The sequence below is a fragment of the Janthinobacterium sp. 35 genome, assembly GCF_002754575.1.
Taxonomy (GTDB): domain Bacteria; phylum Pseudomonadota; class Gammaproteobacteria; order Burkholderiales; family Burkholderiaceae_D; genus Janthinobacterium; species Janthinobacterium tructae.
Window position 1 is genome coordinate 5525795 of sequence record NZ_PEFN01000001.1, and the last position, 19601, is coordinate 5545395.

A 19601-nucleotide genomic window follows, 5' to 3' on the forward strand; every position below is an offset into this window, starting at 1 on the left:
TATCATGCGTATCCTTCGCCCAGTGCGCCCCACACAGGATGCCATGCTGTCCCTCTCTTTATGCCGCCTGGCGGCCGCCGCCAGCGTGCTTGCCGCCATCTGGCCTGCCGCGCAGGCGCAAACACCCTACGTGCCGGTGATGCAGCAATACGGCGACTTTGTCGTCACGCGTGACCGCCACGACCCGCTCGTTACCTTGACTTTTCGCAAGCACGGCTACTGGCCCGGCGGCGCGCGCGAAGTGGTGGAAGTGCGGCCGATCAAGGCCACGCGCGAGGGCCAGCCCATGCTGCTGGCGTTTACCAAGGGCTATACGGGGCAGGGCACGATATTGATCGGCGTGCAGAACGGCGAACCGCTGATGCGCCCCATCAGTCCCATGCAGCGCGACAGCATGGTGCGCACGGAGCGCGACCCCGAATGGGGCGTGCCGCAGCCGGGCAGCCCCGAGGTGCTGCTGTTTCCCCGCGACGGCCGCGCGCTCGATACGGGCACGGGCGAGCTGCTGTGGTTTGACATGCCGGATACCGTCACTGGCGATTACGCGCCCGCCATGCTGGTCTCCGTCTCGCCCGACGGGCGGCGCGGCGCCTATCTCGCCAGGAAACTGACCAAGTTGCAGGTCATCGTCGCCACGCGCGACGACGGCGTGGCCGGGGTCCTGGCCTTGCCGCCCGACACCTATCAACGGTGGCTGAAACCGTTGTCGGAGGCCGCTTCCGAACAGGCGGGCGCCGCCATCAAGGCGCGCCAGGGCCGCACGGATTCGAACCGCATCCGGCGCGAGCTGGAACTGGCCTGGTTCGGCCAGCAATTTCAATGGAAGCAAGGCAAGAATGGCTTGCAAGTGACGGGGCTGGGCCTCAGTTCAACGCCGCCAGAGGGAAAACAGCCATGACACTACCTAAACTTATCGCCGGCTGCCTCGCCGCGTCCTTGCTGGCCGGCTGCGTGCACGGCGAAATGTTTCCCAAGGATTATCTGGCGCAAGATATCGACAAGCAACAAGCGTTGCTGGAACTGGACGTGGTCTTCGGGCAGGCGCCCGATGACAAGCTGACGTCGCGCGTGACGGCCCGCAACACGGTGGAATACGCGGGCGCGCCGCATATCGTCGTGCCGTTCTACCAGAAGGGCCTCGGTTTCGACCAGGGTTTTGCCGGCACCTACATGTTTGCCGTGGTGTATCCGGTCGCCAAGGTCGAGACGGCCACGGCCAGCAGCCGCGTCTTCGGGCAGAAACTTGAGGGTCAGCAACAGGGCAGCCCCCGCTACCGTTTCCGCGTACCAGGCAAGGCGCAGTGGAACAGCAATGAAACCTTCATGCTGAGCTTTGAGCGCAAGGGTCGCCGCGAAGAAATCACTTTCCGTTTCAGCAACGAGCAAAGCTGCCCGTCCGCCTTCCTGGCCAGTACGCCCAAATATGGCTTCCCCATCAAGGTCGTCGCCACCTTCAAGGAAAACAAAGGTTGCCTGAAAGTGTGCGACAGCCGCGACCAGTGGCCCGGCTTTTGCGCCTTCCAGCCGCCGCCGGCCGCTGGACCGGCACGGGGCTGAGCAATACCCGCAGACGTAAAAAAAGGCCGATGACTATCGGCCTCGATGACAATGTGTTGCTTAGCGGTAAAACGCTTCGACTTTGCCATTCAGCTTGATCTGCAGCGGACGGCCGCGGCGGTCCAGCGACTTGGTGGAAGCGACCTTGATCCAGCGTTCGCTGATGCAATATTCTTCCACGTCAAGACGTTCCTTGTCGTTGAAGCGGATGCCGACGTCGTTTTCGAACACGGCTGCAACGTGGTAAGGGCTGCTGGGGTCGATCGACAGGCGATCGGGCAATGGGGGTAAGGTGGTGGTATCGTTCATGGGCGTAATTATCGCCCAGAATGCCGATCCAGACAACGGGGGAGTGCATGCTTATCTGGCCGCCCGCGACATGGCGCCCCCCGTATCTCCTTTCCCTGCCGTCCTTCTGCCCTTACAAATGCCGCGTTTCCTGCGGCGGCGTGTGCCACGCGTCATGCCAGCCATCGACAAAGGTGACGGGCACCTGGGCCAGCTCGGCCACTGACGCATCGTCGAGGCAGTTCACGCCGATGCCGACAAACGGCCCGCTGCGCGCTGAATCGCCGCGTCCAAATGGACGCACGCCGCAATGGCGGCAAAAATAATGGCGCTCGCGGCCGGCACCGAAGCGGTATTCGCTCAAGTCCGCTTCTCCGGCCAGCAGGCGGAAAGCCGTGGGCGGCACCAGGCTGGCCCAGCAGCGGATTTTCAGGCAATAGGAACAATTGCAGCGCAAACTCGGGGCCGCCAGGTCGATCTCGGCCGCGAAGCGCACTGCGCCGCAGTGGCAACTGCCATGGTAGGTTTTTTTCATCGTAGCCCACTTTACAGGGTTGCCGTACTGTCATCAACTGCCGGCATGGCGAGGCGCACTATAATGGCGCCTGTTCAAGAGAGAGGAGTCGCAGCATGGACATGCGCATGACCGACAGCCTGCGGCAACAGGCCTATGCACAGGCGGCGGCCTTCGTGCACACGCTCGACCTGCGCGATCGGCTTGCGCTGCAACGCGACTGGTCGCTGTCGCCGGGCGTGGCCGACGAGATCATCGAGATGCTCGGCAGCTATTTTGCGGTGCACCAGGCGCTGTCCCTGGCGCCGCTGGCCGAGGCCTTTGTGCCGGGCAAGGGTGGCCGTCCCGCCGTCGATGTGTATGCCACCGATTGCGGGCCGCTGGGTCTGGAATGCCTGTTGCTGGCCGATGGCAAGCCGGGCGAAGCGATCTTGCACCTGGAAATGTGCAGCGACGATGGCGCGCTGCGCCTGCATTACCAATACATCGGATCCTGAAACACCATGACTCAACTGATCAGCAAAACACAGCAGCGCATCTGCGACAAATTCGGCTTGCCGGCGCAGGCGCCCGAGCCCATGGTGGCCCTGGCCATCGGCAGCCTGGACCAATCGCCCATCTACGGCACGCGCATCGTGCTGCCGGAAAACGGCACCATCAGCTGGTTCATCCACTGCGGTGTACACGACGACGCCAGCGGCTTCTATCAGCCACTGCATGCGGAACACCTGCAAGACATGCTGCCGCAAGTGGTCGATTACCTGGCCTTGCCCAGCGGCGCCAAATTCATTCTCGACCGCGAAGGCTATGAAGACGTGTGGCTGGCAGACTAGCTTTCTTACCGGCAAGATTGTCATTGACGTTGATAAATAGGTATGGGATGCTGCGATTCTGTTTTCAATTGTCGAAAGCCGCATAGTGAAGGCACGCCTGCCGTCCGTCCTGCTCGTCATGGCGCTAGCCGCCATCCCCGCTGGTGTCATGGCCGCCCCTGCCAGCCCATCGCAGGCATCGCACGCGGCACAGGAGATTGCCGCCTTTGTGCGCAGCGAAATGCGGGAGCGCCAGATTCCAGGACTGCAACTGGCGGTGATCCAGGGTGGCAAGGTCGTGCTGAAACGCAATTTCGGCCTGGCCAGCTTGCAGTATCAGGTACCCGTGACGGACGCCAGCCTGTTTTCCATCAATTCGGCAACGAAAGCATTTGCCGGCGTGGCCGTGATGCAATTGGTGCAGCAGGGCAAGATCGACCTGGCCGCACCCATTGGCCAGTACCTGGCGGGCTTGCCTTCATCCTGGCAAGCCGTGACGGTGACGCAATTGCTCAACCATACTTCGGGCTTGCCCGATGTGCTGGACCAGCGCAGCGGCAAGCTGGCAGGGCCGCAGCCGGACGACGCCGATGCGGCGTGGACAGCCGTGCAGGCGCTGCCGGTGGAGGCAAAACCAGGTGAACGCTTCCGCTACAACCAGACCAATTACGTGTTGCTGGCGCAATTGATCGAACGGCAAGGCGGCCAACCCTTTATGACCTTCATCCAGCGCCGGCAGTTTGACGTGGCGGGCATGCCGCACAGCGGCTTTGGCGATGCGAAGGATGTGGTCGCCAATAAGGCCAGTTCCTACGTGCTGAACCGGGGCGGCAACGGCTACCGCAACGTGATCGAAGACTTTCCCGTGTTCATGCGCGCGGGCGCCGGCATCAACAGCAATGCGGGTGAACTGGCGAACTGGCTCATCGCACTGCAGTCCGGGCGCTTGCTGACGCCAGCCAGCCTGGCACGGCTGTGGCAGCCGACCAGCTTGAATGACGGCAAGCCGGCGCCGTGGGCGCTGGGCTGGCCCAGCATCGGCCGCGATGCTCACCGCGCCGTGGCCGGCATCGGCGGCGCCCGCTCAGCCTTTTATGTGTATCCGGATGATGGCCTGGCCGTCATCATCCTCAGCAACCTGGCCGGTGGCCAGCCGGAACAGCTGATCGATACCGTCGCCGGCTTCTATATTCCCGCCCTGCGCCAGCAGCGCGGCGGCGCGTATGCCGCGCACCTGCTGCGCCAGCAGGCGGCCAGCGCTGGTTTCGACGGGCTGGACAAGAAACTGGCGGCCATCCGGCGCCAGCATGGGCTGTCTGCGCCCACCGAAGGCGACTTGAATGCCTGGGGCTACCGCCTGCTGGGCCGGCAGCAGCCGAAACAGGCGCTCGCCGTTTTCCAGCTGGGCGTGCAACTGTATCCGCAAGGGGCGAATGGCCACGACAGCCTGGCCGAAGCGTACGAGGCCGATGGCGCCACGGCGCTGGCCGTCACGCATTACCGCCGTTCGCTGGAGCTGGACCCGGGCAACACGCACGCCGTGGCGCGCCTGCGAGCGCTGGGCGCCGATTAACGCGCCGCTGCCGCCTGGCCGTGCTCGGCCCCGTGCATGGCCAGGTAGGCCGTCAGGTTGTCGTCGTCAATGCCCAGGCTGCGCAGCACTTCCCGCGTAAAACTGACGGGCGCCGTGCCCGGTGCCGTAACGATGCGCTGATCGGCCACGGCCCACGGTACGTCCTGGTACAGGGCCGCGCCCGCATAGCCCGTTTGCACCAGGTTGTCCGCACTGTTGGACGTATGGCGCACGTTATCGAGCACGCCTGCCTGCGCCAGCACGCGGGTGCCGTCGCAAATGCCGGCCAACACCACGCCCTTGTCGCGGGCGGCGCGCAGCAAGGGGCCCAGGTCGGGCGCCTTGCCGCTTTGCCAGTGGCTGCCGCCACACACCATCAGCAAATCGAGTTCATCGAGCACAATCTCTTCCAGTGCCAGTTGCGGCGTGACCAGCATGCCACCGGACGAGGTGACTGGCAGGCCGCCCGGCGTGGCGAACTGGGTGTAAAAGCCGTAATACAGGCGCGCCGTGGAATTGATCAGGGCGGTTTCCCAATCGGCAAAGTTCTCGGTCAGTATGGTGATGGCACGTGTCATGAAAAGTCCTGTCGCAGGTGGATATATCAATGTTACAGGCTGGCTAGCCTGCTGGTGCCGAAAGCATAATAAAAAGTACTGACAATTTCTGTCAGGAGCGCACGTGAAATGATGGTACAAACAGCAAGCGACTACGCTACAATCGCTGGCCCGTTCGCGCGGGCTTGCCCCTGTTCAATACTTACTCCCTGTCGCCCCCATGCTGATTCTGTTTTGCCGTGTCCTGCTCAGCATTGCTGGCCTGTTGCTGTTCTTCCTCTTCGATCAGTTAAGTGCGAACGAATGCCTGAAATTGTGCGTCTTGCTGGCGGCCTTTCTGCTGGGCGTGGGCGGCATGCTGCACGCCTGGCGTGCCAGCGCGGTCACCGTGCTGCTGCGCATCGTGGTGCCCGTGTTTTACCTCGACGCTGCCATCAAGGGCTTCTTGCGTGACTATTTTGGCATGCGGCCCAATCCGAATGCCGTTTTGCAGGCCATGTTTGCGACAGATCAAGCCGAGACGGGAGAATTTTTCCTGCACAACAGCATCGCCCTGGCGCAAGCGGCGGGCTGGTTTGTCCTCGTGACGGCGGCGGTGCTGCTGGCCGACCGCCAGCTGTTGCGCCGGCAAGCGGCGCGCGCCAGTCGCGCGCCGGGCCTGGCGCAAAAATGCTTTGCCGTCAGCATGGCCGTCTTTCTCGTGCTGCTGCACGTCAACACCACCATGCGGCGCGAAAATCCAGCCCTGTTCTGGCCGCTGCGCTACCAGCAGTACAGTGCGCAGCTGGACGCGATGAAATCCATGCAGCAGGCGCTGACGGCGGCCATGGCCGCGCCGCGCGACTGGCATGTGCGCTATGCGGGCGAGGATGCGCGCACCGTCATCCTGGTGATCGGCGAGAGCACCAATCGCGCCTCGATGTCGCTGTACGGCTACCCGCGCGCCACCACGCCCCGGCTCGATGCCATGCGTGCAAAATTGCTGGTGTTCAATGATGTGATTTCGCCCGCGTCCAGCACGGTGGAATCGATGATGACGATGCTCACGCCGGCCGATATCGGCAACCCCGATGCGTGGATGTCCAAGCCGAATTTGCTGATGCTGGCCGAGGCGGCCGGCTACAAGACGTTCTGGGTCTCGAACCAGACGCGCAATGACGGCTGGATCGGCCTGCTGGCGGGCCAGGCCGATGAAAGCGACTTCATCAACTACGGTACTGGCCGCGGCGAAAACAATTTCGACGGCAACCTGTTCCAGCCGTTCGCCCACGCGCTGGCCGATACGGCGCCGAAAAAGCTCATCGTCGTGCATTTGCTGGGCGCCCATCCCAGCTATGACATGCGCTATCCCAGCCGTTTTGCGCATTTCGACCAGGTGCAGGATGCCGTCAGCGCGCAGATGGCCAGGCAGGGCAGGTCCAGCTGGATACGCCATCAGCGCGATGAGTACGATAACGCCATCCGCTATGGCGATTACGTGCTGGGCACCCTGATCGGCATGGCCGATACAGCCAAGGCCGGGCGCGCCGCCTCGCTGCTGTTCGTCTCCGACCATGGTCAGGAAGTGGGCTACAGCCGCAATCACGCGGGCCATTCCGCCTCCGACAAGAGCGGCTATGAAATTCCCATGTTGATCTGGAACAACCAGCAAGCGCCGCAATCGGGGGCCGCGCGCGCCGCGCTGGAAAGCCGGCCGTACCAGACGGACAAGCTCGATGCGACCGTGCTGGGCTTGCTGAAGATCGAGACGCGCTATTACGCGGCGCATGACGATATCCTCAGCGGCGCCTTTCAGCCCGTGCAGCGCTTCATGAATGGCTTGCAATACCAGCGCAGCCGCCAATAAAAAAAAGCCCGGCGCCGCCGCGGGAAGCGGCGGGGCCGGGCCCCTGTATTTGCTGCGAATTTGCTGCGGATTACTTCTCGGCGAACGCGCGCTCGACAACGAAATCGCCAGGCGTCGAGGTATTGCCTTCCTTGAAGCCACGCGCTTCCAGCATTTCCTTCAGGTCACGCAGCATGTCCGAGCTGCCGCAGATCATGACGCGGTCTTCGGCCGGGTTCAGCTCTGGCAAGCCCAGGTCTGCGGCCAGTTTGCCGTTCTCGATCAGTGCCGTGATGCGGCCCATGTTGCGGAAATCTTCGCGCGTCACGGTCGGGTAGTAGCGCAGCTTGTCGCTGACCATTTCGCCCAGGAATTCATGCTTCGGCAGGTGCTCTTCCAGCAGCTCGCGGTAGGCCAGTTCGTCGACCTGGCGCACGCCGTGCACGAGGATCAGCTGGTCGAAACGCTCGTAGATGTCCGGATCGCGCACGATGCTGAGGAATGGCGCCAGGCCCGTGCCCGTCGACAGCATGTACAGGCGCTTGCCTGGCAGCAGGTAGTCGGACACCAGGGTGCCCGTCGGCTTGCGGCCGACGATGACGGTGTCGCCCACTTGCAAATGTTGCAAACGCGATGTCAATGGACCGCCCGGCACCTTGATGCTGAAAAATTCCAGGTGCTCTTCGTAATTCGCGCTGGCGATACTGTAGGCGCGCAGCAATGGCTTGCCATCGACGCGCAGGCCGATCATGGTGAAGTGGCCATTCGAGAAACGCAGCGACGGGTCGCGCGTGGTGGTAAAGGAGAACAGGGTATCCGTCCAGTGGTGCACGCTTAAAACGCGCTCTTCATTCATCGAACTCATAGTATTTGTTGGCTGGTCAAAAAAATGGTTAGTTGCTGGCAACTGCTGGCAAAAGTGAAACCCTGTGTAGGCCCAGACGCTATTGTACTGGCGTCCACACGAAATTGTTACCGTCTATCGCCGCCATTGCTGCCGCATGCGGTGCCGACATTATAGTGCGAATGGCAAGGCGGGGCTGAAATTCGCCCGGAAACGGGCTGTGGGCATGCGGACTCTTGACCTGGCTCAGTTTTTTGCCGGGGGCGTCAGGAGGTGGCCCGGCGCTGCCAGAACGGGGCATCACGCCAGCGCTGCTCGGCGCCGTAGAAGCCGCGCCGCATCTGCAGATAGGTTTCAAACGCGGCGAAGACGCTGCGCCGGTAGCCCGCCGCCATGTCCCGGTCGCCGGCCAGGAACGCCTCCGCCACGCGCGCCGCATGGATGCCCGACGCCATGGCCTGGCCGATGCCCAGCGAGGAGATCGGGTCGAAGCAGGCGGCCGCATCGCCCGCCGCCGTCCAGTTTTCATCGGCCGGCAGCGACGCCACCCGGCTGTGGATGGCGTAGTGGCGCAGGGCGCTTGGCGCTGGCAGGCGCGCCACGATATCGCGCACGTGCGAGGTGTCTGCGGCGGCCGCGCGCCAGGGCGCCGGCTCCTTCAACCGCAGGCGCTTGAGGATGTCGGCATCCGTGATGAAGGCCAGCGCCACGCGCTCGCCCGGCAGGGGCGCCGCGTAATACCAGCCGTGCCGCGTCGTTTCCACCAGGGTGCGGTGCGGCAGGAATTGCGGCTCTGCCAGCTGATAATAGGCGTACAGCGCCACCAGCGAGTCTTCCGTGTGGATGGGGCGTTTGCGCTGGCGCACGATGGCCGCCTGCTTGCCGCTGCAATCGATCAGGTAGCGGGCCGTCAGGTCCGTTTCCTGCTCCTCGCTCGCCACGCGCAGACGCCACGGGGCGCCGTGTTCGAGCTGCACCAGTTGCGCGGGACGCAGCAGCGCCACGCCCGCCAGCCGCGCCTGCTCAAGCAGGATGGCGTCATACCGCCTGCGGTCCAGGTGCAAGCCGTGGCCGTGGCTGCTGAAGACGGCGTCGCGCGACATCAGCTCGGCGCTGCCCCACGCGGCCGCGTGGGAAAACGCGGGCAGCTGGGCGCCGTCCAGCAGGTCGCGCCCAACGCCCAGAAAATCGAGCATCGAAAAGATGGACGACGATACCGTTTCGCCAGCCCGGTAATCGTCGAACAGCTGCTTTTCCAGCAAGGCGACGTGCAAGCCCGTGTAGCGGGCCAGGGTCAGGGCGGCGGCAGTGCCGGCGGCACCACCGCCGACAATGACGACGTCGTAGTCGCGCGATGACGACATGGCTGGCGCGATACTCAATGGGAAAACCGGCGCCGGTTGGCAGGCTGGATTTTCTTCGGCGCGTCATGCACGGCCACTTGCGCGCCGCCGGTGGCAAACAGCTGCGATGCCTTCTCGGGCGCCGTCTGCGGATCCTCGTCCTTGAGGAACCACGCGGGCAGGTAGTTCGAATCGTCGCCCGTGATGAAACTGCTGGCATTGCCGACACCGACACTGGCGGCCACGAACTTGGCGTGATTGCGCTCCTTCTCGACAAAATACGGGTACTGGCGACCCGACTCGGCATCGTGGTTCTGGTTCACGATGAAACCCAGGTAGTGCCAGGAGCTGATCATCTGCGAAAAACTGTTCATGCCGCGGCTGTACATCACCTGCATGCCGGCCGGCACGCCCGCGAGCGCCTGTTCTTCCTTGGTGGTGGCGCCATTGATCACGTTCCACGGGCTTTGCGGCGGCCACCAGTAGGCGTAGTAGGTGGGGGGCACGGGGATGAGCGTGTCGGGATTCTTGACCAGGTCCGGATTATCGAAGTTGATCATCTGCACGGAGCAGTCATAGAAGTCGGCCTGCCACGGGATGGCCATGCGCTTGGTCAGGTCGCCCGGTTCGCAGCCGGTGCCGACGGTCGGGTCGTTCCAGTCCAGCGGTTCGCACTCGTCGCGGCCCGGCGAGAGGCCATTTTTTGCGTAGTCGGCATCCACGCGGTGCAGGATGGCGTACGCTTTCGCGTAGATGATGGGATTGCGCACGCTCCACGTCACTTCGATGCCGGGGCACATGGGTTCGCCAACGCAATTGCCGATGGCCGCCTGGTCGAGCGGGTCGATGCCGGGCAAGGCCAGGCCCGGCGCATCGGCGGCGAATTTGCCGGCAGCCCATTGCTGCAAAGCAAAATATTGCGTATCCGTCAGCACGGAAAACTTGCTGATGACGTTGTTGCGCACGGAATTGCTGCCCGAATTCAGGGGCACGAGGGGTATGCCCGCGCCGGGGTTCTCCGTGCTGGCTTCACTGAACAATTGGCCGCCCTGGCCGCCCGTGAATCCGGGCGCCTGATCCTGCGTGCCGGGGCGGATGGCCGACGGCTTCCTGAAGTAGCTGAAGAATTTTTCGCGCTGCGGCCGGTTCGCTTCCGATGCATCGGCCACGTCGAAGTTGGGGCGGATGAAGGCCGTCATCGAGGGCACCGTCGCCACCCACTGGTAATCGCCTATCCTGGCAAGGAATGGCGCGATGTCCTGCGCGTAATTGACGACATAGTCGGGATTCCAGCCATCGCTGCCGCTCCAGCGGGCCGTGTCGTAGGCTTCGGGCAGCGCGTTCTTGTATTTGATGGCCATGTCGGCCACGACGTCATCCCAGGTGGAAATGTTCACCAGTTCGGGCGCGAACTTCGGCGAGCCGATGACGACCCACGCTGTCAGTTCCACGGACGGGCTGCCATCCTTGAAATGGATGGTGGCGCTGACGGGGCCGTCGGCCACATCGTCATTCCACGTGTCGCCACCGCCAAAGCCCGTGATGCTTTCTGAGCCGCCGGCGCGGCCATAGGCGCCGATCACCAGCAGGTTGCCGCGCGAATCCGTACGCATTTCACCGAGGGTACGCACGGGATAGCCTTGCGTGATGGCCTGCGGATCGGGGAAGGACACGTGCGCATAGGAACCGGCGCCATCCTTGTCGAAATGGGCCTTGCCCAGCGGCGCGTCCAGGGTGCGCGGTCCCGGGTCGACGATCAGTTTTTGCCGGGCCGCCTCGCCCGTCACATCGCCATTGCGCAGATTGGTCCAGGACGTGGGTGTCAGATTCCAGGCTGGCGGGGTGTTTTCCCAGGTTTCATAGCTGTTGTAAGGGCCAAACATCAGGTCGCCCAGCAGGGGAATGAAGTTCCACCACGCTGCCTTCTTGTTCGCCACGTGCACTGTCCACTCGATCCTGGCAATGCTCGGGTCTTGCAAGTCGACCAGGACTTTTTCGCCGGGACGGCCCGCCACCGACTTGTAAATGCGAAAGCTGGCGGCCTGGCGCCGCACGCGGCCGGCCGCATCCTTGAATTGGGTCACGCGGACCGGCTTGCCATCGACCAGTTGCGGATCGTTGTTGCTGTCCGCTTCGATCGGCAGCCCGCCGATCGCTTCCGGCGCCAGGTAGAACGAATCATGGCTGTTGCCCACGCGGGCAATGCCGATCGATGGGTGTATCGAGTACTGTTCCGTGCTATTCATCAAGTTTTCCCCTGAAAGGTTGGCAATCCTGGTGGCATATCTGGCGGCAGCTACTGGGAAAGATACAGAGAAAAATTAACAAAAAAGTCACCTATTGTCACTTGCTGCGAATATATTCCGGCCATGTGATGCCGCGCAAGTCAACGATTCTGGAATTTACCGGCCCGCGCTGGCGTAATGGAGCAGGGCACCGGCGTATGAGGTTGTATGATGTTGCTAAAAAGAACTATCACCAATCCGCGCGGGCGCCACTGCCCGCCAGGATGCCTGTCCAGTAAAGGAAAACCTATGTATAAAACAGTGCGCGACATGTTCCTGCATTTCAAGGAAGCCGTCCCATTCCGTCTCGTCCCCGCCCTGATTTGCACGGCCTTGCTGGTAAGCATGCTATTGCTGCCGGCGCCAGATGGCTTGACGCCGAAGGCCTGGGGCCTGGTGGCGATCTTCCTCACCACGATTCTGGCGATCATCCTGAAAGTCATGCCGATCGGCGTGATGGCCATGATGGCGATCGTTATCGTGTCCTTGTCGCAAGTGACGTCGACCTCGTCCAAGGGCGCCATCACGGATGCGCTCAGCAGTTTTTCGAATCCGTTGATCTGGCTGATCGTCGTGGCGATTCTGATATCGCGCGGCCTGAAAAAGACGGGGCTGGGCAGCCGCATCGGCCTGCTGTTCATTTCCCTGCTGGGCAAGCGCACCATGGGCATCGGCTATGGCCTGGCGATTTGCGAACTGGTGCTGGCGCCATTTACGCCGAGCAACACCGCGCGCGGCGGCGGCATCGTCCACCCCGTCATGAAATCGATCGCCAACGCCTTCGATTCGGACCCTGCCAAGGGCACGGAAGGTAAAGTGGGCACGTATCTGGCCCTCGTCAACTACCACGCCAACCCGATTACGTCGGCCATGTTCCTCACGGCCACGGCGCCCAATCCGCTGGTGGTCGATTTCGTGGCCAAGGCCAGCGGCCAGAGTTTCCACCTGACGTGGACCACCTGGGCCCTGTGCATGCTGCTGCCGGGCCTGGTCTGCCTGTTGGTGATGCCGCTGATTATCTACTGGCTGTCGCCGCCGGAACTGAAAGTCACGCCCGACGCCGTCACCTACGCCAAGGCGGAATTGAAAAGCATGGGCCCGCTGTCGCCGTCGGAAAAAGTCATGCTGGGCACGTTTGCCCTGCTGCTGTTGCTGTGGGCCAACGTGCCTGCCATGCTGTTCGGCCCCGCGTTTTCGCTCGATGCGACGGTGGTGGCCTTCGTCGGCTTGTTCGTGCTGATCATTACCGGCACCATCGACTGGGACGACGTGCTGTCCGAGAAGAGCGCCTGGGACACTTTGGTGTGGTTCGGCGCGCTGGTCATGATGGCCGAGCAGTTGAACAAGACGGGCGTGATCGCCTGGTTTTCGGCCGGCATGAAGGCGGCCATCGTCGCCAGCGGCATGGACTGGCTGCCGATCGCCGGCGTGCTGGTGCTGGTGTTCGTCTTTTCACATTACTTCTTTGCCAGCACGACGGCCCACATCAGCGCCATGCTGCTGGCCTTCCTGACGGTGGGCCTGCACCTGATTCCCGCCCAATACCACGTACCGTTCATGCTGATGATGACGGCCGGTTCGGCCATCATGATGACCCTGACCCACTACGCCACGGGCACCTCGCCCATCATCTTCGGCAGCGGTTTCGTGACGATGGGCAACTGGTGGAGAGTCGGCTTCATCATGTGCGTGGTGGAACTGCTGATCTTCGCCGTCGTCGGCACGACCTGGTGGAAGGTGCTCGGTTACTGGTAAGTGGCAAGGCCGGCTAGGCGGCACGGTTGCTGATCTCGATGCCATTGGGACCCCGTGGCGGCCGTTGCACGCCCGATTCGAAACGCAGGAAGGCTTCCAGCAAGTGGTCTTTCAGCAGGGTTTCGTCCCACGGCTTGGTGATGAACTTGTACACCGAGCCTTCGTTGATGGCCGCCGTGACCGAATGCAGCTCAGGATAGCCGGACAGCATCACGCGCACGATCTCCGGATAGATGCCCTTGATGCGGCGCAATAGTTCGTTGCCGGACATGCCCGGCATGCGCGCATCCGTGAGGATCACGCCCACCGCGTGGGAGGCGACCAGGTCCAGCGCCACCTGCGGATTGGTGGTGCTGAGTATCTGGTAGCCCTCCTTGCGCAGCGAGCGGCGCAGGGCGGACAGGATATGCTCCTCGTCGTCCACCAGCAGCAGCACGCGCTGCGGCGCCACGGCATGGCAGCTCTCGGGCGGCAAATGGGTGCCGGCATACAACATCAGATCCATCTCGGCGCCGGGCAGGGGGCGGCTGAAGTAATAGCCTTGCATGGCGTCGCAGTGATTAGTATTGAGAAATCCCAATTGTTCCTCCGTTTCCACGCCCTCGGCCACCGTGGTCAGGTGCAGCGACTTGGCCATGGCGATGATGGAGCGGGTCAGCGAAGCGCCGTCCACGCTGTCGGTCACGTCGCGGATGAACGATTGATCGATCTTCACCACATCGATGGGGAATTGCTTGAGATAGGACAAGCTGGAATAGCCAGTGCCGAAGTCGTCCAGCGCCAGGGTGACGCCGATTTCCTTCAACTGTTCCAGCGCCCGCACCACCAGATCGCGGTTTTGCATCAGCACGCTCTCCGTCAGCTCCAGTTCCAGGCAGTGGGCCGGCAGGCTGCTGTCGGCCAGCACTGCGCGCACCAGTTGCGGCATGTCGACCTGGCGGAACTGGCGCGCCGAGACGTTGACGGCCATCGTCAGGTGCGCAAAGCCGTAGGCATGCCACACGCCCAGTTGCGCGCAGGCCGTGCGCAGCACCCATTCGCCGATGGCAATGATCATGCCCGTTTCCTCGGCCAGGGGAATGAAGCGGTCCGGCGGCACCAGGCCGATGCCGGGCCGGCGCCAGCGCAGCAGCGCTTCCATGCCATAGATTTGTCCAGTGACAAGGTTGACCTTGGGCTGGTAGTGCAATTCCAGCTCGCCCTGCGCCAGCGCATGGTGCAAGGCGTGTTCGATCTCGGCCCGCTCTTCCACCAGCACGCCCATCTTGTGGTTGTAGAACTGGTAAACGTTGCGGCCCTTGTCCTTGGCGCTGTAAAGGGCCGCATCGGCCGTCTTGAGCAGCATGTCGCCGCTGTCGCCATCGGAGGGAAACAGGCTGGCGCCGATACTGGTGCTGACGTGCAAGGTATGTTCGCCCAGCAAAAAGGGCTCGGCGAACACCGCCAGCACCTTTTTGGCGATGTCCTCGGCCGTGTCGCTATCGGGCAAGTCCGTCAGCAGGATGACGAATTCGTCGCCGCCCTGGCGGGCCACGGTATCGCCTTCGCGCACCGCGTGCTGCAATCGCCGCGCCACTTCCTGCAGCAGCGCATCGCCCACCGGGTGGCCGTAGCTGTCGTTGACGAATTTGAAACGATCGAGGTCCAGCATCAGCGTGGCCAGGTGCAAATGGGTGCGGCGGGCGTGGACGATGGCCTGGCCGATGCGGTCGTTCAGCAACTGGCGGTTGGGCAAGTCCGTCAGCGCATCATGGTTGGCCAGGTATTCGATGCGCCATTCCTGCCGCTTGCGTTCCGTGATGTCCTGCATCGTACCGCGCATCAGCAGCACCTGCTGGCCTTCGCGTACGGCCTCGGCCTGATGGAACACGATGCACTCGCCGCCGCCCGGCTGCAGCACCTTGTGTTCCAGGCTGTAGCCGGTGCCGCTGGCATGCAGTTCCATGAAGGCCTCGAGCAGCATGGGGCGCTGGTCTTCCGGCAGGCATTGCAACAGGCGTTCGAAGCTGGTGGGGCCGGAATCGGCGTCCAGGCCCAGAATGCGCAACAATTCCGGCGACCAGTAGCCGTCGCCATCGGCAAGCCGGTATTCCCAGTTGCCCAGGCGGGCCAGCGCCTGCGCGTGGCTGAGGCTTGCCTGGATACGGTTCAGCTCGGTCAGCGCGCTGCTGGCGCGCAGCAGGTAGCGCAGCCGGTGCGCCAGCAAACGCCATTGCATCGGCTTGGAGATGAAATCGCTGGCGCCCGCTTCCAGCGCCTGCTTGATGGAGTCATCGTCATCGTTGCCGGTCAGCACGACGATGGGCACGTGCGCGCCACCGGGCAGCCGGCGCAGCTGTGCGCAGCATTCGAAGCCGCTCATGCCGGGCATGGCGACGTCGAGCAGGACCAGGTCGGGCACGCCGCGCTGGAAAGCGGCCAGCGCTTCCAGGCCGCTGGCCGCTTCCTCGATGCGGAAGCCTTCCGGCTCCAGCGCTTCCGTCACCAGGAAGCGCGTCATGGTGTCGTCATCGACCACCAGGACCCGTGCTTGCAGGGGCAGTGCGGTATTCATATTACTTCCTTTTCAATGGCCAGGGCGGCGAGGACACGGTCGAGTTCTTGCTGGATGCCGCGGATATGCTGCAGTGCGCTGGCGACGTCATTGCCGCGCGCGTATTGTTCGATTTCACGGCAGGTGGCCGACAACCCCAGCGCGCCCACGTTGGCGCAGCTGGACTTGAGCGTGTGCGCCGCCAGCTGCAGCGCCGCGGTATCGCTGGCCTCGGCCGCCACTTCTAGCTGGCCCAGCAGGCGCGGGGCGTCGCTGTAGAACAGGTCGATGATGCGGCCCAGCACATCGGGACGGCCGGGACGGCGCATGGCGCGCAGGTTTTGCAGGGCGGCCGCGTCGAGCAGGGCAGCCGGTTCGGCCGGCGCCTGCTGGGCAGCCTGCGCCGTCACTGCCAGCGTCTGCGCTGCCGGCGCCTCCGCTGCCTGTGGTGCGGCGGACGCCGGGCGCCAGCGGGCCAGCACGGCCAGCAGGGCGGCGCGCGTATACGGTTTGGCGAGGTAGTCGTCCATGCCCGCGTCCAGACATAGTTCGCGGTCGCCCAGGATGGCATTGGCCGTCAGGGCGATGATGGGCGTGCGGTCACGGCCTTGCTGGGCTTCCATGCGGCGCACGCGCCGCGTCGCTTCGAAGCCGTCCATTTCCGGCATCTGGCAATCCATCAGGATCACATCGAACGGGTAGCGCTCCCACAGGGCCAGCGCGCGCCGCCCGTTGTCGGCCGGCGTGGGGTCGTAGCCGCTATCTTCCAGCATGGCCAGGGCGATTTCCTGGTTGATCGCATTGTCTTCCACCAGCAGCATGCGCAGCGGCGCCTGGCCCGGGTCTGCGCCAGCGGTATCCGGTGCGGCGGGCAGGGCCGGCATGGCAGGCATGGTTGGCGCCAGGGTGCCGAAGCCGCCCACGGCTTCGATGCAGTGCCGCAATTCCAGCGCCCGCACGGGCTTGGTCAGGCAATATTCCACGCCCAGCGCCGTCACCTGGCGCAGCTGGGCCGAGGCGTCGAGGGAACTGAGCATGATGATTTTCAGCGCCGCCATGCCGGCGTCGGCCTTGATTGCCCGCACCAGTTCGGTGCCATCCATGACGGGCATGCGCATGTCGATGATGGCCAGGTCGAACGGATGCCCGCCGCGCAGCGCGCCTTGCAGCAGGCCCAGCGCCTCGGCGCCGTCGGCGGCGCTGGACGCGGCCATCTGCCACTCGATCGCGTGCTGCAGCAGGATATTGCGGTTGGTGGCATTGTCGTCCACGATCAGCACGTGCAAGGCATCGAGCGCCACGCGCGGCGCCGGCACCTGCGGCGCGTCATCGGGCGCCACCGTGCCCACGACGACGCTCACGGCGAAGCTGGAACCCTGGCCCGCCACGGATTTCAGCACGATGTTGCCGCCCATCATCTCCACCAGCTGCTTGATGATGGCCAGGCCCAGTCCCGTGCCGCCGTATTTGCGCGAAGTGGTGCTGTCGGCCTGGCGGAATGGCTGGAAGACGGCCGCCGCCGCGTCCGGCGCCATGCCGATGCCCGTGTCGCGCACTTCCAGGCGCAGCTGGCCGGCGGCGGGACAGCTGACATCGACGGAAATTTCGCCCCGTTCGGTAAATTTGGTGGCGTTATTGAGCAGGTTGGTGAGGATCTGGCGCAGGCGCACAGGGTCGCCGCGCACATGCTGCGGCACGTCGGCAGCGATGCGGCAGGTAAATTCGATGGCCTTGCGCTGGATGCCGTTGGCAAACAGTGCCACCACGTCGTCGATCATCTGGCGCAGGTCGAAGGGGATGTGTTCGAGCACCAGTTTGCCCGCCTCGATCTTGGAAAAGTCGAGGATGTCGTCGATGATGCTCAGCAAGCTTTCGCCCGAGCGGTGCACCGTGTGCACGAAACGCTGCTGTTTGGGACTCAGTTCAGTGCGCTGCAGCAATTCCGTCATGCCCAGCACGCCATTCATCGGCGTGCGGATTTCATGGCTCATCTTGGCCAGGAATTCCGATTTGGCGCGGTTGGCGCCGTCGGCCTCGGCCTTGGCTTGCGTGAGCGCCAGGTCGCGCTGTTCCACGTGTTCGAGCATGCCGTTGAAGCCCGTGATCAGTTGCCCCAGTTCATCGCTGCCGTGCTGCGCCACGCGCACCGACAGCGCCTTGCCGTCGCGGATATGCGCGATGGCGTAGGACAGGCGCGCCAGCGGCCTGGCGATGGACGCGCTGATCAGGCCTGTGATGGCCACGCAGGCCAGCAGCAGCACCAGCGCGATGCCGAGGATCAGCACGAAGGCACGCCGCACGCCATCGCGCACGGTGGCCACCGCCTCCTGCTGCTGGCCCGTGATGCGCGCCACCTGCTGTGCGGAATAGGCGGCCTGTTCGCGTTCGAAGGCGCGCACATGGTTGATCACCTCATCCAGCGCCTTTTCGCTATCGAGCACGCTGCCCTTGGCTTGCACCAGCCGCTGTCCCGAGCGCTCCACCGCTTCCAGGTAGGTGTTGACGGTGCGTGTTTCGGCCAGCAAGCCCAGCTGGCCTATGCTTTGCAGCAAGGTCTGCATGGTCGCCATGTCGCGCTGCAGGGCGCTGATGCGCCGGGCGATATCGTCGCCCAGGCGCGTGACGTCGGCGGCGGCCGTGGCGAGCATGACTTCGCCCACGTCGATGCTGATGGCGTCGACGGCGAGGTTGATTTCACCGCTGGCATCTTCAATGCGGGCCGAGGTGTGCATGTAGCGGCTGGCCTGTGCCAGCCGGTCGCGCCCGATCGCCAGTTGCAATTCGATGGGATCGAGTTCCTCGGCCAGGCGCAGGTGGGCGGTGGCCAGGGCGGCGCTGATTTGTTCCTTGAGAGCAAGATAGGCAGCCTGCTGCGCCGCGCTGGCGCCGCCCTCGGCCAGCAGCCCCGCGCGCAAGGCCAGCAAGCCGGCGCCAGGATCGAGCAGCTGGCGCGTCGTGGCCAGCAGTTTCGCCCGCAGGGTCAGCTGCGACGGGCTGATGTCGCGCTCGCTGGTGCCGGCCAGGTGCGCCACGGCCGCGGCCAGGCGCTCGCGCAAGGGGGCGATGCGAAAACGGCTCTGCACGGCCTGCGTTTCGGCCAGCGCAATCTGCATGTCGTAGATGCTCTGGCGCAAATCCGTCAGGTAGCGGGCGTTCTGGTTCAGACGCTGGCTTTGCAGCTGCACTTCGGCGGCCGTGGCCTGGGCCTGGCTGTCGACCAGGCGGATATTGCCGCGCGCGCCCTTGGCGGCCGCCTTGATCTGCGCCAGCAGCTGGCGCATCTCCGTGGCCTGCGCCTTGTAATACGCCTCGTTTTCCAGGCGTTTGCGCACGGCGACGCGCATGCGCTGGAATTCCTGGTCGAAAGCCGCGTGGTAGCGGGGCGCCTGCAATTGGCCATGGCGCCGCAAATCGTCGCTGATGCTCTCGGCGGTCTGGATATTGGCGACGATCTTGTTCGACACCTGCTCCAGCTGTGCCAGGTCTTGCGCCTTGCCCAGCTCGAAAAAGTCCGAGGCCATATCCTGCACGGTATAGCGCAGGCGCAACACGTCCGTGTACAGCGGTACCGTTTCGTCGGTCAAGCCATGCACATGGGTTTCGATGCCCTTCACCAGCAGCAGGCCGGTTGCCGCCATCGCGGCCACGCCCGCCAGCAGGATGGTGCTACTGACGATCAGCTTGGTCTTGATTTTCACGCCATGCTCCAGGGCAG

The 19601-nt window shown here is 63.8% G+C and carries 15 protein-coding genes; 7 read left to right on the forward strand and 8 right to left on the reverse strand.

Annotated elements, in window-relative coordinates; genetic code table 11:
• Positions 1-4: 4 nt before the first annotated feature.
• Both CLU93_RS24640 and CLU93_RS24645 read left to right on the forward strand, forming a co-directional pair.
• Positions 5-898, forward strand: coding sequence for a hypothetical protein (locus CLU93_RS24640; protein WP_218968357.1), 894 nt, complete (start codon positions 5-7; stop codon positions 896-898).
• A complete protein-coding gene (locus tag CLU93_RS24645; RefSeq protein WP_099763737.1) occupies positions 895-1557 on the forward strand; it encodes a hypothetical protein in 663 nt (220 codons plus the stop codon). The genes CLU93_RS24640 and CLU93_RS24645 overlap by 4 nt, the downstream gene beginning before the upstream one ends.
• A gap of 60 nt (positions 1558-1617) precedes the next feature.
• On the opposite strand, the gene CLU93_RS24650 is transcribed toward CLU93_RS24645, so the two are convergent.
• Both CLU93_RS24650 and CLU93_RS24655 read right to left on the reverse strand, forming a co-directional pair.
• On the reverse strand, positions 1618-1866 hold the full coding sequence (locus CLU93_RS24650; RefSeq protein WP_099763738.1) for a DUF3297 family protein: 249 nt from the start codon (positions 1864-1866) through the stop codon (positions 1618-1620).
• 112 nt (positions 1867-1978) lie between these two features.
• A complete protein-coding gene (locus CLU93_RS24655; RefSeq protein WP_099763739.1) occupies positions 1979-2380 on the reverse strand; it encodes a GFA family protein in 402 nt (133 codons plus the stop codon).
• Between the two features lie 95 nt (positions 2381-2475).
• Here CLU93_RS24655 and CLU93_RS24660 point away from each other — a divergent pair, with 95 nt between their 5' ends.
• The 3 genes from CLU93_RS24660 to CLU93_RS24670 all read left to right on the forward strand — a co-directional run bounded on the left by CLU93_RS24660 (position 2476) and on the right by CLU93_RS24670 (position 4744).
• Positions 2476-2856: a hypothetical protein gene (locus CLU93_RS24660; protein ID WP_099763740.1), complete on the forward strand. Its 381-nt coding sequence runs from the start codon at positions 2476-2478 to the stop codon at positions 2854-2856.
• Positions 2857-2862: 6 nt separating this feature from the next.
• Positions 2863-3192, forward strand: a complete 330-nt coding sequence (locus tag CLU93_RS24665) for an immunity protein Imm33 domain-containing protein (protein ID WP_099763741.1) — start codon at positions 2863-2865, stop codon at positions 3190-3192.
• A gap of 85 nt (positions 3193-3277) precedes the next feature.
• Positions 3278-4744, forward strand: a complete 1467-nt coding sequence (locus tag CLU93_RS24670; RefSeq protein ID WP_218968358.1) for a serine hydrolase domain-containing protein — start codon at positions 3278-3280, stop codon at positions 4742-4744.
• Here the strand turns inward: CLU93_RS24670 and CLU93_RS24675 are convergent.
• Positions 4741-5322, reverse strand: coding sequence for a type 1 glutamine amidotransferase family protein (locus CLU93_RS24675; protein ID WP_099763743.1), 582 nt, complete (start codon positions 5320-5322; stop codon positions 4741-4743). The genes CLU93_RS24670 and CLU93_RS24675 overlap by 4 nt on opposite strands.
• Before the next feature lie 199 nt (positions 5323-5521).
• Here CLU93_RS24675 and CLU93_RS24680 point away from each other — a divergent pair, with 199 nt between their 5' ends.
• Positions 5522-7147: a phosphoethanolamine transferase gene (locus CLU93_RS24680; RefSeq protein ID WP_099763744.1), complete on the forward strand. Its 1626-nt coding sequence runs from the start codon at positions 5522-5524 to the stop codon at positions 7145-7147.
• 70 nt (positions 7148-7217) lie between these two features.
• On the opposite strand, the gene CLU93_RS24685 is transcribed toward CLU93_RS24680, so the two are convergent.
• From CLU93_RS24685 to lodA, 3 genes are all read right to left on the reverse strand, one after another.
• Positions 7218-7991 carry a ferredoxin--NADP reductase gene (locus CLU93_RS24685; protein WP_096235479.1) on the reverse strand — a complete coding sequence of 258 codons (774 nt, stop codon included), beginning with the start codon at positions 7989-7991 and terminating at the stop codon, positions 7218-7220.
• A gap of 245 nt (positions 7992-8236) precedes the next feature.
• Positions 8237-9334, reverse strand: a complete 1098-nt coding sequence (locus tag CLU93_RS24690) for a tryptophan 7-halogenase (protein ID WP_143451806.1) — start codon at positions 9332-9334, stop codon at positions 8237-8239.
• 14 nt (positions 9335-9348) lie between these two features.
• Positions 9349-11559 (reverse strand): CTQ-dependent lysine 6-oxidase LodA, encoded by a 2211-nt coding sequence (lodA, locus tag CLU93_RS24695; RefSeq protein WP_099763746.1) that lies wholly within the window; start codon positions 11557-11559, stop codon positions 9349-9351.
• A gap of 288 nt (positions 11560-11847) precedes the next feature.
• Here lodA and CLU93_RS24700 point away from each other — a divergent pair, with 288 nt between their 5' ends.
• Positions 11848-13353, forward strand: coding sequence for a DASS family sodium-coupled anion symporter (locus CLU93_RS24700; protein ID WP_099763747.1), 1506 nt, complete (start codon positions 11848-11850; stop codon positions 13351-13353).
• Between the two features lie 13 nt (positions 13354-13366).
• Here the strand turns inward: CLU93_RS24700 and CLU93_RS24705 are convergent, their stop codons facing one another.
• Together CLU93_RS24705 and CLU93_RS24710 are read right to left on the reverse strand one after the other, a co-directional pair.
• Complete coding sequence (locus tag CLU93_RS24705; protein WP_099763748.1) at positions 13367-15907, reverse strand: EAL domain-containing protein; 2541 nt, start codon at positions 15905-15907, stop codon at positions 13367-13369.
• Entirely contained in the window at positions 15904-19584 is a 3681-nt protein-coding gene (locus tag CLU93_RS24710) for a response regulator (RefSeq protein WP_180287934.1), read from the reverse strand. The genes CLU93_RS24705 and CLU93_RS24710 overlap by 4 nt, the downstream gene beginning before the upstream one ends.
• Positions 19585-19601 lie beyond the last annotated feature (17 nt).

Coding starts and splice junctions, on each gene's coding strand:
- CLU93_RS24640 (WP_218968357.1), top strand. CDS start 5: ATGCGTATCCTTCGCCCAGTGCGCCCCACACAGGATGCCATGCTGTCC.
- CLU93_RS24645 (WP_099763737.1), top strand. CDS start 895: ATGACACTACCTAAACTTATCGCCGGCTGCCTCGCCGCGTCCTTGCTG.
- CLU93_RS24650 (WP_099763738.1), bottom strand. CDS start 1,866: ATGAACGATACCACCACCTTACCCCCATTGCCCGATCGCCTGTCGATC.
- CLU93_RS24655 (WP_099763739.1), bottom strand. CDS start 2,380: ATGAAAAAAACCTACCATGGCAGTTGCCACTGCGGCGCAGTGCGCTTC.
- CLU93_RS24660 (WP_099763740.1), top strand. CDS start 2,476: ATGGACATGCGCATGACCGACAGCCTGCGGCAACAGGCCTATGCACAG.
- CLU93_RS24665 (WP_099763741.1), top strand. CDS start 2,863: ATGACTCAACTGATCAGCAAAACACAGCAGCGCATCTGCGACAAATTC.
- CLU93_RS24675 (WP_099763743.1), bottom strand. CDS start 5,322: ATGACACGTGCCATCACCATACTGACCGAGAACTTTGCCGATTGGGAA.
- CLU93_RS24680 (WP_099763744.1), top strand. CDS start 5,522: ATGCTGATTCTGTTTTGCCGTGTCCTGCTCAGCATTGCTGGCCTGTTG.
- CLU93_RS24685 (WP_096235479.1), bottom strand. CDS start 7,991: ATGAGTTCGATGAATGAAGAGCGCGTTTTAAGCGTGCACCACTGGACG.
- CLU93_RS24690 (WP_143451806.1), bottom strand. CDS start 9,334: ATGTCGTCATCGCGCGACTACGACGTCGTCATTGTCGGCGGTGGTGCC.
- lodA (WP_099763746.1), bottom strand. CDS start 11,559: ATGAATAGCACGGAACAGTACTCGATACACCCATCGATCGGCATTGCC.
- CLU93_RS24700 (WP_099763747.1), top strand. CDS start 11,848: ATGTATAAAACAGTGCGCGACATGTTCCTGCATTTCAAGGAAGCCGTC.
- CLU93_RS24705 (WP_099763748.1), bottom strand. CDS start 15,907: ATGAATACCGCACTGCCCCTGCAAGCACGGGTCCTGGTGGTCGATGAC.